The 16,180-nt window shown below is 58.9% G+C and carries 15 protein-coding genes; 8 read left to right on the forward strand and 7 right to left on the reverse strand.

Annotated elements, in window-relative coordinates:
• Positions 1-82 precede the first annotated feature (82 nt).
• A complete protein-coding gene (locus P0N66_RS03770; RefSeq protein ID WP_275802659.1) occupies positions 83-715 on the reverse strand; it encodes a YchE family NAAT transporter in 633 nt (210 codons plus the stop codon).
• 23 nt (positions 716-738) lie between these two features.
• Between P0N66_RS03770 and P0N66_RS03775 the strand changes: the two genes are divergently transcribed.
• Positions 739-1,005, forward strand: a complete 267-nt coding sequence (locus P0N66_RS03775; protein WP_275802660.1) for a hypothetical protein — start codon at positions 739-741, stop codon at positions 1,003-1,005.
• Between the two features lie 125 nt (positions 1,006-1,130).
• The gene (locus P0N66_RS03780; protein ID WP_275802661.1) at positions 1,131-1,262 is read left to right on the forward strand and encodes a PIN domain-containing protein; all 132 of its coding nucleotides are present in this window, start codon (positions 1,131-1,133) and stop codon (positions 1,260-1,262) included.
• Positions 1,263-1,288: 26 nt separating this feature from the next.
• Here P0N66_RS03780 and P0N66_RS03785 read toward each other — a convergent pair whose 3' ends face one another.
• Together P0N66_RS03785 and P0N66_RS03790 are read right to left on the reverse strand one after the other, a co-directional pair.
• Complete coding sequence (locus P0N66_RS03785; protein ID WP_275802968.1) at positions 1,289-2,479, reverse strand: ATP-binding protein; 1,191 nt, start codon at positions 2,477-2,479, stop codon at positions 1,289-1,291.
• 243 nt (positions 2,480-2,722) lie between these two features.
• The gene (locus tag P0N66_RS03790; protein WP_275802662.1) at positions 2,723-2,926 is read right to left on the reverse strand and encodes a hypothetical protein; all 204 of its coding nucleotides are present in this window, start codon (positions 2,924-2,926) and stop codon (positions 2,723-2,725) included.
• A gap of 685 nt (positions 2,927-3,611) precedes the next feature.
• Here P0N66_RS03790 and P0N66_RS03795 point away from each other — a divergent pair.
• Positions 3,612-3,785, forward strand: coding sequence for a hypothetical protein (locus tag P0N66_RS03795; protein ID WP_275802663.1), 174 nt, complete (start codon positions 3,612-3,614; stop codon positions 3,783-3,785).
• A 3-nt stretch (positions 3,786-3,788) separates the two neighbouring features.
• Here the strand turns inward: P0N66_RS03795 and P0N66_RS03800 are convergent, their stop codons facing one another.
• Entirely contained in the window at positions 3,789-4,955 is a 1,167-nt protein-coding gene (locus P0N66_RS03800) for a mechanosensitive ion channel (RefSeq protein ID WP_275802664.1), read from the reverse strand.
• A gap of 62 nt (positions 4,956-5,017) precedes the next feature.
• On the opposite strand from P0N66_RS03800, the gene P0N66_RS03805 reads away from it, so the two are divergent.
• The 3 genes from P0N66_RS03805 to P0N66_RS03815 all read left to right on the forward strand — a co-directional run bounded on the left by P0N66_RS03805 (position 5,018) and on the right by P0N66_RS03815 (position 8,124).
• On the forward strand, positions 5,018-5,215 hold the full coding sequence (locus tag P0N66_RS03805) for a hypothetical protein (RefSeq protein ID WP_275802665.1): 198 nt from the start codon (positions 5,018-5,020) through the stop codon (positions 5,213-5,215).
• 470 nt (positions 5,216-5,685) lie between these two features.
• Positions 5,686-6,471 (forward strand): NF038132 family protein, encoded by a 786-nt coding sequence (locus P0N66_RS03810; protein ID WP_275802666.1) that lies wholly within the window; start codon positions 5,686-5,688, stop codon positions 6,469-6,471.
• 651 nt (positions 6,472-7,122) lie between these two features.
• Positions 7,123-8,124 (forward strand): serine/threonine protein kinase, encoded by a 1,002-nt coding sequence (locus tag P0N66_RS03815; protein WP_275802667.1) that lies wholly within the window; start codon positions 7,123-7,125, stop codon positions 8,122-8,124.
• Between the two features lie 32 nt (positions 8,125-8,156).
• On the opposite strand, the gene yedF is transcribed toward P0N66_RS03815, so the two are convergent.
• From yedF to P0N66_RS03830, 3 genes are all read right to left on the reverse strand, one after another.
• On the reverse strand, positions 8,157-8,759 hold the full coding sequence (gene yedF, locus P0N66_RS03820; protein WP_275802668.1) for a sulfurtransferase-like selenium metabolism protein YedF: 603 nt from the start codon (positions 8,757-8,759) through the stop codon (positions 8,157-8,159).
• A gap of 267 nt (positions 8,760-9,026) precedes the next feature.
• Positions 9,027-10,295, reverse strand: coding sequence for a hypothetical protein (locus tag P0N66_RS03825; RefSeq protein WP_275802669.1), 1,269 nt, complete (start codon positions 10,293-10,295; stop codon positions 9,027-9,029).
• A 181-nt stretch (positions 10,296-10,476) separates the two neighbouring features.
• Entirely contained in the window at positions 10,477-13,572 is a 3,096-nt protein-coding gene (locus tag P0N66_RS03830; RefSeq protein ID WP_275802670.1) for a S8 family serine peptidase, read from the reverse strand.
• Positions 13,573-13,947: 375 nt separating this feature from the next.
• Here P0N66_RS03830 and P0N66_RS03835 point away from each other — a divergent pair, with 375 nt between their 5' ends.
• Together P0N66_RS03835 and P0N66_RS03840 are read left to right on the forward strand one after the other, a co-directional pair.
• Positions 13,948-14,703: a hypothetical protein gene (locus P0N66_RS03835; protein ID WP_275802671.1), complete on the forward strand. Its 756-nt coding sequence runs from the start codon at positions 13,948-13,950 to the stop codon at positions 14,701-14,703.
• A gap of 13 nt (positions 14,704-14,716) precedes the next feature.
• Entirely contained in the window at positions 14,717-16,015 is a 1,299-nt protein-coding gene (locus P0N66_RS03840; RefSeq protein ID WP_275802672.1) for a hypothetical protein, read from the forward strand.
• Positions 16,016-16,180: the final 165 nt, after the last annotated feature.

The following is a 16,180-nucleotide window of genomic DNA, read 5'->3' on the forward strand; positions in this document are numbered from 1 at the left end:
CCGGAATGCGTAAGCATTATACTGGGCGGCGCCCTTATCGACGCTGTGGGGCACGTAGAGAATGGGGCATCTTCCTTATAGGTCAGGCCAGGGGCAGGAAGATGTTCTTCAGGCCGGTGGTGATAAACTCCACGGCAATGGCCGCCAGGATCAACCCCATGATCCGGGTGACGATGTTGATCCCGGTTCTGCCCAGCTTTCTGGCAATGAAGGGGGCGGCCAGCAGGGAAAGAAAGATGGACAGGCCGATGATGAAAATGCCCGCGCTGGTAATCAGATAGGCCAGCGGCTCCTTGGCCTTGTCGGCATAAACGATAACCGCGCTGATGGCCCCCGGCCCGGAGAGCAGAGGAATGGCCAGAGGCACCACGGCGATGGTCTCGCGATCGGCGGTTTCCTCGGCCTCATCGCTGGTATGGGCGACGCGGCTGGTCCTGGCCTGGAGCATGGAGATGGCCATGAGCAGCAGGAGAAGGCCGCCTCCGACCTGGAAGGAGTCAATGGAGATTCCGAAAAAACGGAGGATCAACTCACCACTGAGCAGGGTCACCAGCAGAATGGCCACCACGGCAACGGAAGTGAGCAGGATTATCCTGGCCCGCTCTTGCGGCCGGTAGCCGTCGGTGAGGCTGATGTAGATAGGGAGGGCGCCAATGGGGTTGACAATGGCCAGCAGGGAGATGACAAACTTGAGGTTGTCGGAATAATCGAGCATGGCGTGAACCCCGGACGGCATGGATGGGCAGGCTGATCCGGCAACGAAACCGGGAACCATTTGCCACATTGTATAGGGAAAGACCGCCGAGCACAAACCCGGTTAAAAACAGGAAGGAGATCAAGGCAGATGAAAATTTCCGATTTGCCACGGTCGAACGCTTCGGCCACTGGTATCGGGCCCGGGGCCAGGGCAAGAAAGCCGGTATTCATTCCAGCAAAATGAGATGGTGGCTTTTTACCAGGGATAAGAAGCTTGCTCTTAAGACGGCCAAGGCCCGCATTGAATAAAAAAAGGGCAAGCAGGCCGCAAGGCGAGAGGGGGAACTTGAAACAGGTTTCCTCTATTCCCATGCCCTGCGCGGCACCCCATCAATCAAGACACGGCGGAATTTTACGCGGCCATCCTGGATCAGTTGCGCCGCCAGGGCCAACCGATTCCGACCAACGACATCTGGATCGCCGCCTCCGCCACGCAGCACGGCAACATCCTCTACACCCTGGACGCCCATTTTCAAAAAATTCCCGGTCTGCTGCTGCTAACTTGACTTATGGGTCCACTTTAACATGGCGGTTAAAGGTAATTAACCGGAAGCTGCACGATCTTTTCCGTCAGCAACTCCGGTCTTTTGCCGCTGTTGACCACGATCCCGAAGGGGCTGCCGGTATCGGCAAGAAAGTTCTCCAACCCGCGCAGGGCCGCCTTCTTAGCCACCGAGCCAAGCTTGATTTCCACCGGCACCGTGCCGAAATCGCCCTCGATGATCAGGTCAACCTCCGAGCGGTCGATGGTCCGGTAATAGGAAAATTCCAGTTGGGTCGCCATGGTCGCCTGCAGGCCCCGGATGATCTCCTCGGTGACGAAACTTTCAAAAGAAAAACCGGCAACCGGATGGAGCAGCAGGCTATCCAGATCGTTTATCCGGAGAAAGAAGTGCAGCAGGCCCTGGTCCCGGAAGAAACCCTTTTTGGCCTTTTGCACTTTTTTCAGGCGGTTGCCAGTGTAGGGCGGCAGGTTGCGCCAGAGAAAGGTCTGGTGAATGATATCCAGGTAATCCTTGACGGTCGAAACGCTGACCTCGAGAGTTCTGGCGATATCGCTCATATTGAGCTGATGGCCGGAAAACTGGGCCAGCAGGGTGAGGAACCGGCGGAAGTTATGGACATTCAGGCGAGGGAAAAGCTGGCGGATGTCGCGGCCGACATAATTGATCAGATAATTTTCCATCCATTGCCGGTAGAAGCCCTCCTGCTCGGCTCCGGCGATGAGCGGCTCGGGGAAACCGCCGCGCCGCCAGATCTCCAGACTTTCCGGCAAAGGCAGTACCGGCTTCAGGTTTAGAAAATCGCGGGGGTCAGCGTTTTTTGCCAGAAGACGCTGGTAGCAGTCGGGAATCCCCGTTTCCTGGAATTCGCTTTGCTTGAAGGGCCACAGCTCCACGGTCGCGATCCGGCCGGCCAGGCTTTCGCTTATGCCCCGGACGATTTCCGGCGAACTGGAACCGGTGAGCAGATATCTTCCCTTGCGGCCGCGGTCGGCGTCTATCGCCCCGCGCAGCGTCCTGAACAGTTCCGGATATTGCTGGGCCTCGTCAAAAATCAGCTCACCGGGATGGAGCGTCAAGAATCTCCCAGGGTCACTGCTGATCAACTGGTAATCATCCGGGCTTTCCAAATCGTAGTACTGCCACTCCGGCCGCAGTCGTCTGACCAGGGTTGATTTGCCGCATTGCCGGGGACCGATGATCGCCACCACCGGAAACATCTCGAGCAAGCTGTTAACTTTATCCGCAACAAATCGTTTTTTGTCCATGATATTTGCAGGCTACTCGTAAATATCATGGCTGTCAACCTTGAGTTGTTTGTAGATGTTCTGTTCCTCTTTGCTGCAAGTCCCACCCGGCCCGCTCGATGGCCGGGGTAATGAACTTGGCGCAGATGTCCCTTTCGCTTCCATTCCCTGCTTTGCCCCAGACCTTAAGCCATATAATTGCGGCTCCTCGACGTTTCATGTGGAAACGAGTAAACCCTGAATGGGCGCCCCAATCAGGTAGCGGTCCAGGTCGATGAAGATGGTGACATACTTGTGCCGGCGCCGGGACTTGGTCTCGTCCATGGCAAGGGCCTTGAGGCTTTGCAGGTCAAGCTTCTCCATGGCCTTGCTCACATAGTGGAAGACTACCCGCCACAGCCGCTTGTCAGTGACTTCCATCTGGCGGGCGGCCGATAACCATCGGAGAGGGTTTGCATGAAGGCGACCAAAGCCGGCAACGCTCCCAACATGGTTACCGGAAAAAACAGCAGGGCGTTGCAGAGAATTTTCTTCATCGAATACTTCCCCCATTAAGGTGGTTAGGACTTTATATCGTCATCTTCGATCCTGACTCAGGATACCCCGACAACGATATTCCGTACGGCCCTAGGGAAAAAGCCAATGACCTTACTATGGGGGTTGGATTAGCAGCTTGTCAATATAATAAAATGTCAATAAAAATTGTGTTATTGTTCATGGCACCACCCTCCCCTGGCAAGCCACTACAAACCCCGGGCGGTGACCCAGGGCGGCAACCTGTGGGAACAACTATTCGGCACCCCCGCCGCGCCGGCAAGCTCATGACCGATGGAGTTTATGCTCGTGTGCAACACCCCCAGTACACGGGGCTTTTTCTCATCGTTTTCGGTGAGGGAATCGTGCACTGGGACCTGAGGCGTCGTAACCGGTCCGGCCAGGCCTGTTTTCGCTCACTGGGGGTGACACGAGGATTGGAGGAAAGATACTGATTTTAAAGCTGAGCGGGCAATATCCGGTAGTCACCGTGACCGGGCCTCGTAGTAGGCAAAGTGGCCTTTTATTTTGCTGAATAATTGTGCCATGAGTTCCCGAGCAGTTTCGCCCCATGGCCGGCGCCAACCCACACACGGGCAGGGTGGAGGAACTGGCGCGGGTGGTGGAGTTGAAGGTGGAACTGGTGTGCTCCGACGAACTTATCAGCGAGGCCGTGTGGGCCCTGAAAAGGGCCCACACATATGAGAAACCGGCCTACGAGGTATGGAGGTTGAAAGACCTATGAAAGTTAATCCCCGCTTTGCTCTTCCTTGTTTAACTTCTTGAACCAGATCTCGAGTTGTTTGCCGGCGGCCTCACGCCCGCCGAGACCGAACGCCAGGGCAAAAGCGACAGCCACGCTACCGATGGTCAGCCCAAAGGCCAGGCGCACGATGTCGTCGGCGATCCCCATTTGCCGCAGGCCCATGGCAACGACCAGGCCGATTATTGCCACCCGAGCCAGCATTGCCAGAAACTCATTGGTGCCGGCGGACAGAAGTGCTCGGTAGGCAATGGTGGCCAGGAAACTGCCCACGGCCAGGACCACCACACCCAGGGCTATCTGGAAGGCGAACTGGGTCAGCTGGGCCAGCAGGTCAGACACCCGCTGCAGTTCGAGCATTTCCACGGCGGAAATGGCGGCGCCCAACATGATGAAGATGAAGGCGACATAGGCGACCAGTTTCGAAAAGGTGAATTCTTCGCTGAATGCCTGATCGATTCCCAGCTTGGCCGGAAGCTCATCGGCGCCGAGGTTTTTAAGTAAATCGCCGATAATGCCGACGACGAAGCGGCCGATGAAAAAGGCCACGACCAGAATCAGCGCCGCCCCGAGGATATTGGGGATGGCCCGCATCAGAGCCTCGAGCATGGCGGTGGCGGGAACCGATATGGCCTCCAGCCGCAGGGCATCGAAAGCCACGATGAGAAGCGGGACGAAAATAATGATGAAAACCAGTTGCCCGAGCAACCGCGACAGGCTGAAGCCCTCGGCCAGTCCCAGTTGAGTGTTAAACCTGTCGACCCCTTTGAACAGCAGCGTGACCATGCTGCTGGCAATTTGCGCCAGGATATAACCCAGAACACCAATCAGGATGGCGGCCAGGATATTGGGAATGGCGCTGAGAAAGGCGGTGAACATGTCACGGACCGGGGCCAGGGCGTCCGTCACGCCCAGGATATCCAGCACCAGCAGGAAAAGGGAGATCAGCAGGACGTAGCGCAGGATTTGCACCAGGATGCCTTCCATCTTGACCGCTGGCTCCGCCTTCTCGCCTTGCAGGCGCTGATCCAGCTTGATCAGGCCCAGTAGCTTGCCCACGCTGCGGCAGATCACCTCGATCAACAGCCAACCAAGAACCAGCACCACAAGAGCGGCCAGAAGGCTTGGCAGATATTCTCCAATTGTGCTCACAACAGGCTCAAAAAATTGGCGTATAGCGTCCATAACTCACCTCTTTATCTTGGATTTCATTCATGAAAATGGAGCTTACAGGGTGCAGCCCAGGCCAGCTAATAGCCATTTTTTTGCCAGTGCTTTTAATTTACATGGAAAAACAATTAGCCATCGACATGGCATCACAGCATGGGATTACCTGTCAAGCGCAATTTTGCCCACTTGGCCGAAAGCGCCGGATGAAGACAAAAAAAGAGCTTTACAGTGCCAAATGGTGATAGGTGAGGTGATAGGAGGCTGCTTTTCTCGACCCTGGCAAAAAAACGGAGCATCAGCGAATACCCCGAATCCCCCGTGCAACTTGCCCCTCAAAAGCCGACGCTTTTGCGCTAGAAAACATAGAAACCCAGGGGAAACCCGGGAATTCTCCATATTTTCTTCCCAGGAACTCCAGGAAACTCCCCATATTTTCTTCAGGTCATCGCGGAATTCTTGCCGAAGGAAGCCCCTTGCCTTCCAATCCATTCGTCCTATTCATCCGGATTCAAGAACTATTTGAGTCCGGCATTCGGGAACCGGAACCCATTTTTTTATCTTATTCTTTCACAAGCAAAACTCTCTGAACATTTTTTCCATCTTATTTCAGCTGGATAATTGAAACGAACAAACCACTGGTGCATATTTTGCATGCGCCCAGGTAGTATCGGGCAGCCCCAACTAAACAACACTCAATATAAGGAGGCACACCATGAAAAAGAGGTTGCTTGTACATGCAGTATGGCTAGCCGGTATCATGCTGGCCAATCCCGCCCACGCCATCGACATCACCGGCTGGGGCGGCGTCGGCAGTTATGGCAGTCTCGGCGCAAATGGCGTGGTCACGGCTCCACCTTCCGGCGATTCTCAGTACGGCTGGGTTTCGACCAATGGAGGAGTCTCCGGCGTTGGCCTGGGCCTGGGTAGCGAAACCAACGGCTCGGTCATCAGTTCGCCGCTGTTCAGCGCCGAAACGAACGATCTCCTCGAATTTTATTTCAACTACGTCACCTCGGACGGGGCGGGGTACGCCGATTATGGTTGGGCCAAACTGCTTGACGACACCGGAAACGACTACGCCCTGCTCTTTACCGCTCGCACCACCCCCGGCGGCGACACGGTTCCCGGTTTTGGCATGCCCGCCTTGAATGCCACCCTGGAACCCGCGAGTACCCCCATCATTGGCGGCGGCCCCTCCTGGAGCCCGCTCGGCGGTTCTTCCGGCTCATGCTTTTCCGGTGGCTGCGGATATACCGACTGGATCAAGGCCTCATACACCATCACTGATCCCGGCATGTACGCCCTGCAGATCGGCGTCGTCAACTGGGGCGACACGGCGTACGATACCGGGATGGCCTTTGACGGAGCGACCATCGCCGGCATCGATATCGGCGGTGACGGCCCCGCGCCCGTTCCCGCACCCGCCACCATGCTGCTGTTCGCAACCGGCATGATCAGCCTGGCCGGGGCCAGGTTGAGAAGAAATAAAAGCACATAATGATCTTGCTTATGCGCCTACCTGGCCCTGATTCAGCATCTCTCGCCCTGTCGAAATCGTCATATAGTTGGGGATACGTCCAGCACTTCCACTGCGACCGGAGGCGGTGACTGGGGGAGGGGGGCTTCGGCCTGGCGGTTCGCCCGCCCCCCGGCCCCGGTTCGAACACCATCGGTTGTCAGGGCAGCAAATCCCACCCGGCCCCTGCGATGGCCGGGGTTAAGAACTTGGTGCAGATGTCCCTTTCGCTATCCCCACTACACCGTGACCAACGGCTCTTTGTACTACGGCCAGCCATCGTCGAACGGTTTATGTCGCTTTGCACAGGCAAGCGCCCGGGGCGCGCACCAGACCCCTTCCCGGTCGCACAGGGCATTAATCTGTTTATCGGTGATGATCCTGCCTCGGGGACCGAAAGGGCGAAACATGAAGGCGATAAAAGTTAAAAACTATCACGACAGTTCAGGGGTTGAATTGCGCCAGATAAAAGTTTTGAGTAGCTCGTTTTGGTGAATCGTGCCATAATCCTCGAATAATGCCAAAACAGATATCGTCTCAAGAGTTGCAAGCGGCGTTGACGTCCGTTATCGGCTGCGCCCGGCGGGTTTTCCGCCGTGGAAGCACACCTGGTATCGGGGGACAATGAACCGCATGGTCGTTTCGCAGGCGCACTCCGCCTTTCACTGCCTGACCCCGGATGTGGTGCTTGATCTGGTGGAAAAGGCCATGGGTATTCGCTGCACCAATCTCTGCCGGCCCCTGGCCAGCTACATCAACCGGGTTTATGAACTGGAGGCCGAGGACGGAGACGGGCTGGTGGTCAAATTCTATCGGCCCGGTCGCTGGAGCCGCGATGCGCTGGTCGACGAACATGATTTTCTACTGGAGCTGGCCGACCGGGAAATTCCGGTCATTGCCCCCCTGCGGCTGGCGGAAGGGAGCAGCTTGGGTGAGCATCAAGGGACCTTTTTCGCGGTCTTTCCCAAGTGCGGAGGCCGCAGTTGGGATGAGTTCAGCAATGAGCAGTGGCTGGAAATAGGTCGCCTGCTCGGCCGCATCCACGCGGTGGGAGCCGGCCGGATTCCTGCCGGCCGCATTGTCATGGCCCCGGACCACTCCACCCGCCAGCAAACGGATTATCTCCTGGCCGGCAAGTTCATGCCGGACGACCTGGCCCCCCAATTCGCCGAACTGACCGCCGAGCTGATTGCCGCCATCAGCCCCCTTTTCGCCGGCATCGAGATGATCCGCATCCACGGCGACTGCCACTTCTCGAACCTCATCTACCGACCCGGCGTATCCTTCTATCTCATTGATTTTGACGATATGGCTCTGGGGCCGCCGGTGCAGGATTTCTGGATGCTGCTGCCCGGTTACCGGGAAGACAGCAGGCCCGAAATCGAACTTTTCCTGGAGGGCTACGAGACCTTCCGGGATTTCGATCGGCGCACTCTCCGCCTGATTGAACCGCTGCGGGCCATGCGTTACATCCATTACATGGCCTGGTGCGCCTATCAGGTGGCCGAGGAGGGGTTGAGCCGGGTGGCCCCGGATTTCGGCACCCGCGACTACTGGCAACGGGAATTGCGTGATCTTGCCGAGCAGTTGGCCCGGATCAAGGCCGCGCCAGAACCCCAGGGCAACTGGCGCTGAATCCGCCCCCAGGCTGGAATGACTTATACCGCTCAGATATTGATGACCTTATCGGCCAACTGCAGGGAGGTGACGATATCCAGCATATTGGTGGTCTCGCCCACCTGTTTTTGGTCGAGCAAGTTGAAATGATTAAGGCAGGTGCCGCAGACCAGGATGGAGACCCCGCCGCCGGCCAACTCCCGCAGGGGGACCAAGGTCTCTGCCCCGGCCACGGTCAGCTTGACTCCGGCGTTGATAAAGACCAGGCGCCATAGTTCCGGGCCCATCTCCTTAAGGGTTTTTAAAAAGTTGAACATCAGCCCATCACCCAGATTGTCGTCGCCGTGCCCCATGCGATCAGTGGCGATCATCACCAGGATCTTGCGACCGTCGCCGGCGGCCGCCGCCAGTTCCCCTTCGTCCATGATCTCGCAGGTTTCATCGCCACCGGTGCCGATCACCCGGAAACCGTCGCCGGCCTTCTCCACCGTCACCTGATAGCCCTGGTAGACCAGAAAACGGCTGACGTTTTCTTTGGCCGCCTCGTTGTCCACCATCACCGCAATGGTCGGTGGTTTCCCCTGCGCCAGCAGGTCGCGAACCTGCGTCACCGGGGCCGGGCAGGCCAACCCCCGACAGTTGAGCTCTGACATTTTCGCTTACCTCATCTTGATGTTCAGGAATAATGCGGTAAGCATGCCGCGATGAGAGGGGAATGTCTAATAGGTAATATTGATTCAGAAGGCGCCTTGGTATAGCTATTGCTGATGGGCACCACGTTAAAAAAAACCGCCACGTCTCCATTCTCACTTCGGAAGACGGTAATCTGAATGTCCTGGCGGAAGATTTATCCGGCCTGGCTCAAAGCCAGCCAGGCCGGATCAGGTTCAAAGCTGAGAACTGTACCGGTGTGCCGCTTCTTAAATCTCCTCCGCCAGAAAGTCGCATTCCTGAGCTGCCGCGTCGGGATCCGGGGTTACTTCGTTGCCGGCGGGGTCGTAGACCGTGCTCTGGCCGTTGAGGAACACCACCGTGTAGATGTTGCCGGTTTCGTTAATGGTTACGTTCAATTCACCGCCGACGGTTTCGGCGTTGTCCTGGTCGTAGCCGTCGATCAGCAGCGGCTGCACCGTCTCGTAGGTCACGTCGAAGCCGCAGCCGGTCGGCGGTTCCAGGTAAGCCAGGCGGCCATCCATGGTTACTGTCGCCTGCCCGGAAGTCCCGGTGGCGGCGGCCTGCATGGTAAAGGGATTATCCAGGTCTTCGCCGACCTGGAATTCAAACTCGACGCCTCCGGGCAACTGGAGGCTCATTTCCAGGAAGCTCTGGGAGGTACCGTCGAGGGCCGGATTACCGGTGAAGTCAGCGAGATTCCCGCCGACACAGCCGGTACAGGCGTACAGTTCGCCACGATACAAAGAAGTCAGAGTCTGGGCTTCTCCACCCAAGTCATAGGAGATGGAGTACTCCATATCTTCACTGGGGTCCGGAGTGTCGGCCACCCCGGTCCCGGTGAAGTCACCAATTATTGCCGCCACCGCCCGGCCGGCCGTGCCGTTGATGTTATCAAGCTGGGCCGCATCCATGCCGCCGGTTAAAAGCAGGCCCAGATCGTACTCTTCGGCACTGACCTCACAGTCGGCCCGCAGCAGGATATCATGGGCGTAATCCGCCGCGGCAGCATTGTCATGCTGGCCGGCCGGCAATGAATTGGCGTTGCTGAAAATGGCCGGGAAAGGCATTTCGCTGATGACAATCAGATTACCCTCATCAAAGCGGATATCGCCATCGCCGATGAAGCCCTCGGAATCAGGGTGGGGGCACTCAAACAGCACCGGCACGTTGCCATCCGAGGTGACGCGGGTGGTTATGCTCAGGGTATCGGCGGCGTCATCGCCGTTCTGGGCGGAAGGATTTTCCGGCGGCGCGGCGGCGGCGGCGGCAAAATCACTGGCCATATCCATAACGCCTGGCCCGGCCAAGGCGGCGGCAAAAGCCTGCTCTTCTTCACTCAACGTATAGATTTCACTGGGAGTTCCATTGGGCTCATCGCCCGCCACCGTTTCGTCGTTATCGCCGTTACCGCCGCCGCTGCTACCGCTGCTACCGCTGCTGCAGCCGGCCAGACCCAGCGCCAAGACGGCAAAGACCAAACCCCCCATCCATTTCATCGTTTCCTTCTTCTTCATGTTCGTCCTCCAGTCGGTACATAGGCGTTGTTACGCGTTTGTCGACACTGGTAAAAAACGGGGCGCCATGACACATCGCATGACACCCCGCCTATACCCAGCCTGCATTATTTTACCACTTTGTATCAATCGCAACTCCGTCTGTCAACCCCGAAAACCTGGCAATCAAACAGACCATCGGCTAAAAACTGACGGTGATCCGCAGCAGGGCGACCCCTTCCGCCGGCGCCTCGCGAACATGGCCGGGCTGCCGACGCAGCATCAGACTGCCGCGCAGATTGGCCCCCGGCGCCAGGGGCAGGCCGTAGAACATTTCCAGCCGGGTTTCCCGACCGGTGGGCCGGAGGTCAACCCTGACCGTATCGTGCCTCAGCGCCGTGCCATCGTGCCCCACCGGCAGGTTCAGTTCGGCCTGGCCGTCAACCACCCGCAGGGGTTGATGCAGCACCAGCCCCCAGTGATCGGCCGGGATGGCCAGATGGCGGGCCAGCAGCCCCACACTGAAAGCCCGGCTGGCAATGGTTGACACCCCGGTAAAGAGCGACGAGGATGCCGTTTCCGGCCGCGAAAAGGCGGCATGGGCGCTGGCCACCAGCCGCCAGTCGGCACCGGTCGGCCATTGCCCCAGGGCCAGCTCACCGGCCAGTCCCACGGTGTAACTCGAAGCACCGTCGGCAAGCTCGAAGGCGCCGCCGCTGTGGCTGCCCAGCAGAGTGTTCTCCTCTTGCAGCAGGGCAGCCTGCATAGCCAAACCGGCGGCGGGCAGGGCCGCCGAACCAAAGCCCAGGGCCAGTTCGGCGGCCGCGCCCCGGAGCCGGGCCCGCTGATAATCTTCCCGGGGGCTCAACTCATCCGGCTGCCATTGCTGTTGCCGGTCACCCTGGAAGGCCCCCAGGCGCAAGGTTGCCCAGCGGCGCAACGCCAAATCAGCCCCCAGGCTTTCACTCCGTTCAGCCATGCTCAGCAGCGGGTTGACAAAGGCCTGCCGACTGATCATCCACTCCGGCTGGAGGGTACCGCCGGCCGGCAAGCCAAAAGCCAGGGCGGGGTTGCGGTTGTAGTCGAAACGCAGCGCCGAGCGGTGACCGATCTGCTGGCGGAAGCTCAGTTCCGCCAACACCTGGTGCCGATCTTCCTGGCCGGCCAGATCCGCCCAGCCCGACGGCGTCGGCAACCGCTTTTCATCCGCCGGCCGCAGGGCGGCTCCCAGCCGGCCGTTACGCCCCCACTGCATTTGGCTCATGGTCGGCGGTCGGCCGAAGTCGGCCAGCAGGGCGCCAAGGTCGCTACCTGGCTCGGCGGGCTGCACAAAATACTCCAGGGGTACCGGGAAGGCGCCGTCCAGGCCGTCCAGCACCGCCACGCTGCGGCCGGCCAGCCCGGCGGCCAGGCCGTCGCCAAAGGCCGGCCCCAGCAAAACCCGGCTGGCCGGCAGTTCCAGCCGCCGGACGGTGGCCAGTTGCTGGCCCATCGGCACCGCCACCTCGCCCACCGGCTGCAGGGCCGCCCGCAGGTTGACAAAGCCGTGGCCCAGCAGCTCCGAATAGGCATGGGTAATGCCGTTGCCGAAGTCCACCACCCCGATTTCTCCGGGGTCCAGGGGAGACGCCTGGGCGGCCTCAACCGGCCAGACCATAAACTCCACCTCCTGAGTGTTGCCGTCGGGCAGGGTCAGGGTGCCGTACCAACGATTGCCCCGCCGTTCCACCGCTTGCCAGTCATCGAAGTTGCTGGCGGTGGCCAGCAGCCGGTTGACCAACTGTTCGCCGCTGTGGCCGGGAAAGGCCTCGGCCAGAATGGCCACCGCGCCGGCCACCTGGGGGGTGGCCATGGAGGTGCCGGTTTTTTCTTCATAGTCACCAAAAGGGACGGCCGAATTTACATAGCTGCCGTTATGGGAGAGGCAATAACTGGCCGTCTGATGGCAGCCGGAAGAGAACAGAATTGCCAAATCTTCATCACTGTCACCCCAAGGACCCACATTAACATTGGCGACCGTCAACCAGGCCCCCTGCAGTTGCTGGTAAATTTCAGGGAAGGCGGCAGAGGCGTCGGCAATAAACGCTCCGTCGGGCGCTTGCACACGGTAGTTTTCCAGAGCCCACAAAATTACCCCGTTACCCTGGGTCTGAAAATTATGCATGGCCTCGGCAAAGGCGTCCCAACCCGACTCGGGGCTGTTGCTGTTATAAAGAATCCTGAAGTACGCCTCCAACGCCAGGCCTGGATTATTGGCATAATCGGTTACCTCGAAGTTTTCATCCTCGGCATATTTGACGACTCCTTGCCGCCACTCCTCAAAAACCGTGTCCTCCCAGCTTGCCAGGGCCGCTTCCGGGTCGTCGATCAGTTCCCGCACCAGCCTGGTGTCAAGCAGGGCCTTATTGTCCCAGCCCCAGCTGTTGCTGTGAACCCGGGCCCCGGCGGCCTGGGCAGCTTGAAATTTTTCTCCCCAGCCAGTCGGGGTGGAGTTTCTAAATGAGGCCAAGTAAAGCTGAGCCTCCGGCGCCACCCCGATCATGGTGTCACTGTGGCCCCCCGCCAGGCCGGCTACATGGGTACCGTGATCGGAACTGGCAGTGACCTCCGGTAAGTTACCGACCACTCCGGCCACCTGATCTTTCAGCATCGGATGATCAAGCTGAAAGGTATCATCCAACAGGCCGATAATGATCCCCTCGCCGCGGTAACCGGCGGCGTGGGCGTAAGACAGGCCCATGAGATCGTAAGGGTTGATCCGGGGCATCCCCCCCCCATAGTTATCCCTCCACCATTTGTTAATGAAAAGATAATCGTCGCTCGCCCTGATCTCCGCCGCCAGCCCAGCGTCCGGCTGCTTTATCGCCTGCTGTTGGTACCAGGGAAGCAAAGGTTGCTCATTATCATCCGAATCATCCGGGATATCGCCATTAGCGGGCGGATCACCGTTACCATTTTTACTGTCGCCGCTGTCACCACTGCCCGCCAAAGCAACCACCGCCGCACTGGTAACCACCACCCCACCGGTAACCATCGCGCCGATCTTAAATCCTCGGCTCATGCCGCCTGCTCTGCCGGTCGCGGTCGCCGCCGGGGCGGGCTCGTCCAAAGCCAGCCGCCATTCTGCCAAGAGCGGCTGCTCCAAGAGCCCTTCGACGGCGTCGGCCTGCTCAGCCTCCGCCGCCAAAACCTGAGCCGCGACCGGCAACGGCTCGGCCACCACCCCGTTACCGGGCAGCAGCAGCCCGACTGCCGCCACTCCAGCCAGCAAAAACATGCCCCGAGATCTTTTTATCATCACTATCCTCTCCTTTGGCAGGATTGCGCCATCGCCCTTGGGCAACGACCCTCAAACCTTCCTACCCCATGCAACAAATCGACGCAAGCTTCCCCGGCAAAAATCCGCAGAGGGAGGGGAGCGGCCAACGGCCGACTGGCGTCGGCAAGAAAAAACAACAATTATGTGCAACCAGCTACAGGTGGCAATCGCTTAATAACAAAAATGTAACTAACCGCCCCGGGCACAGGCCTCACTCCTCCCAACTAACACATTAAAACAAAATCGTTTTTCAGCCCTTAAAACCATTGGCACGGTTCCTGTAAAGCACTCCCCCCAGGAAAGGACCTCACTGGCGAGGTCATGGCATTTAACCTTCAACACAGGAGCAGCAAAATGAAAGCAAAACGTTATCTGCAGGGAATCACCGGCGGACTATTGGGATGCGGCCTGCTGGCCGTCACCGCCACCGGCGCCATGGCCCAGGAAGAAGAGCCCTGGGCCGAGTTGGCGGTGGACACATACAGCCAGTACATCTGGCGGGGTTACGCCTTCAGCCGGGACAGCCTGATCATCCAGCCCTCCATGACCGTCGGCTGGCAAGGTTTTTCGGTTAATCTCTGGGGCAACCTGGACACCGACCTTTACGGTGTCGACACCAGTGTCTGGAACGAAACTGACCTGACCCTGGCCTACGACCACACCATCGGCCCCGTGGACCTCAGCGCCGGCTATATTTACTACGGCCTGGGCGGCGAGGACGACACCCAGGAAGTGTATCTGGCCGCTGGCTATGATACCCTGCTGGCCCCCAGCCTGACCGTTTACCGGGACATCGACGGCGCTCCCGGCTGGTACGTCAGCCTGGCCATCGGTCACAGCATCCCGTTGGCCGACAACCTTTCGCTGGATTTAGGCGCCCAGGCCGGCTATGTTTACACCAGCGACTATGACGCCCTGCATGACGGGGTAATTTCCGTCGCCCTGCCCTACCTGGTCGGCGAGTACTTCACCGTTGCCCCGGTGGTCGCCTACTCCTTCGCCTTGAGCAGCGACGCCAAGGACGAGTTGGAAGCCGCCAACGACGAGGCCATCGAGCACGATAAGGCCAACTTTGTTTACGGCGGCCTGTCCCTTAGCATGACTTTTTAAATGAGACCTTTAAATGGACCGAAGCAGAAACATCTTTGCCCTGCTTGATCAGGAGGGACCGTTTCGGGTGGAAGAAAGCGTCCGGGAGGAGCGCCTGCTGGCCGGCTCCTCCCGGCGCCGTTTTACCGAATTGCAGCGGCGCGGCCTGCTCAGCAAGTACCGGGTGACCCGCAACCAGCTTTTCGAGCTGCTGCAGATCCGCTCTTTTGCTGAAATCCCCGATCTGCTCACCGATCCCCCCCGCCGCCGGGCGGTGGAAAAACGGGCCTACCAGCTGCTGGGCAACATGTTCGGGCTGAACGGCAGTGAGCGGGAGATAACCGCCAGCATCCACTCCTACTCCCGGATCGCCGACGGGGTGATCAACTACCTGCGGGGCCGAGTGCTGGCCAATTACGCCTCATATATCGAAATGACCAACGAGATCGACTCCACCCGCAGCCCCGTCGATCTGCTGCTGATCCTCTTCGACGACCGCTATCACCGCAAGGCCCGTTTCGAGGCCAAGCGCAAGCTGATCCTGATGAGCCTGGCCGGGGCCATCGACCAGCGGGAACGGGAAACCGAAGTGGAACAGAAATTCCTGCGCTTTTTGGATTTTCTCAACGATCAGGTGTGGAGCCGCAAAACCAAGATCGGCGAACTGGAAATCGTTTACCTGCACAGCCGCCACCATCCTGAAAGCTTTGCCTGCGAGGAAGTAACGGTCAAGCGCCGCCACGAGCTGCCGGAGCAGCCGGGGCCGGGTGAAAAAATCACCATGATCAAGCGCCGCTGCTTTCCCTGGCGGGGCCGGGAAGTTCCGGTGTACGTCAGTATCCGTAAAAAACCGCCCGAGGCCAAAGTACTGAAACTGCTACGCAAAGGGGAAGAAAATCCGGCGGTGGCGGTGGACGATGAGCTGGGGCTGATGGCGGTGGCGGACTCCCCCGCTGAGGTCAAGATCTTCCAGCAGCACCTCACCGCCAGCGCCGGCCGGGCCGGATCGCTGATGACCCTGGAAGACCTCAGCGACACTTTAGCCGGCGGCGAATACCGCAGCAGCACCCCGGGCAGTTCCGGCGGGACCGCCATGTACAAGTTTTTCGCCCGTATGGGCGGCATGCGGGTGGAGTTCATCGTACACACCAATCGCTCTTTCCTCAACTACATCTACCAGAGGGGCGTTTCCCACGACGAATACGAGGTCAAGCGCATCTTCGATTCCGGGGTGGCCGACCTGCTCTTCCCCCGCGACATCTACGAAATCGACATCGGCGAAAAGAAAGACTCCCTGATCCGCTGGTTCCGCAACCGTATCGAAGAAATCTGACCCCGCCTCCGGTGTCAGCACCGCCTTTCAGCCGCAAAAGTTCCACCCTCCCTGTTTACAAGCCGGGCAACACTGAGTATGATTTCCGACGGACAGGCTTTTCCGCCTGCCCTTCACCAGGCTCAGGCAACAAACCGGCAACCCCACCTTGAGCCGCAACATCTT

Origin of the sequence: Desulfurivibrio dismutans (assembly GCF_029210385.1) — a bacterium.
Taxonomy (GTDB): Bacteria; Desulfobacterota; Desulfobulbia; order Desulfobulbales; family Desulfurivibrionaceae; genus Desulfurivibrio; species Desulfurivibrio dismutans.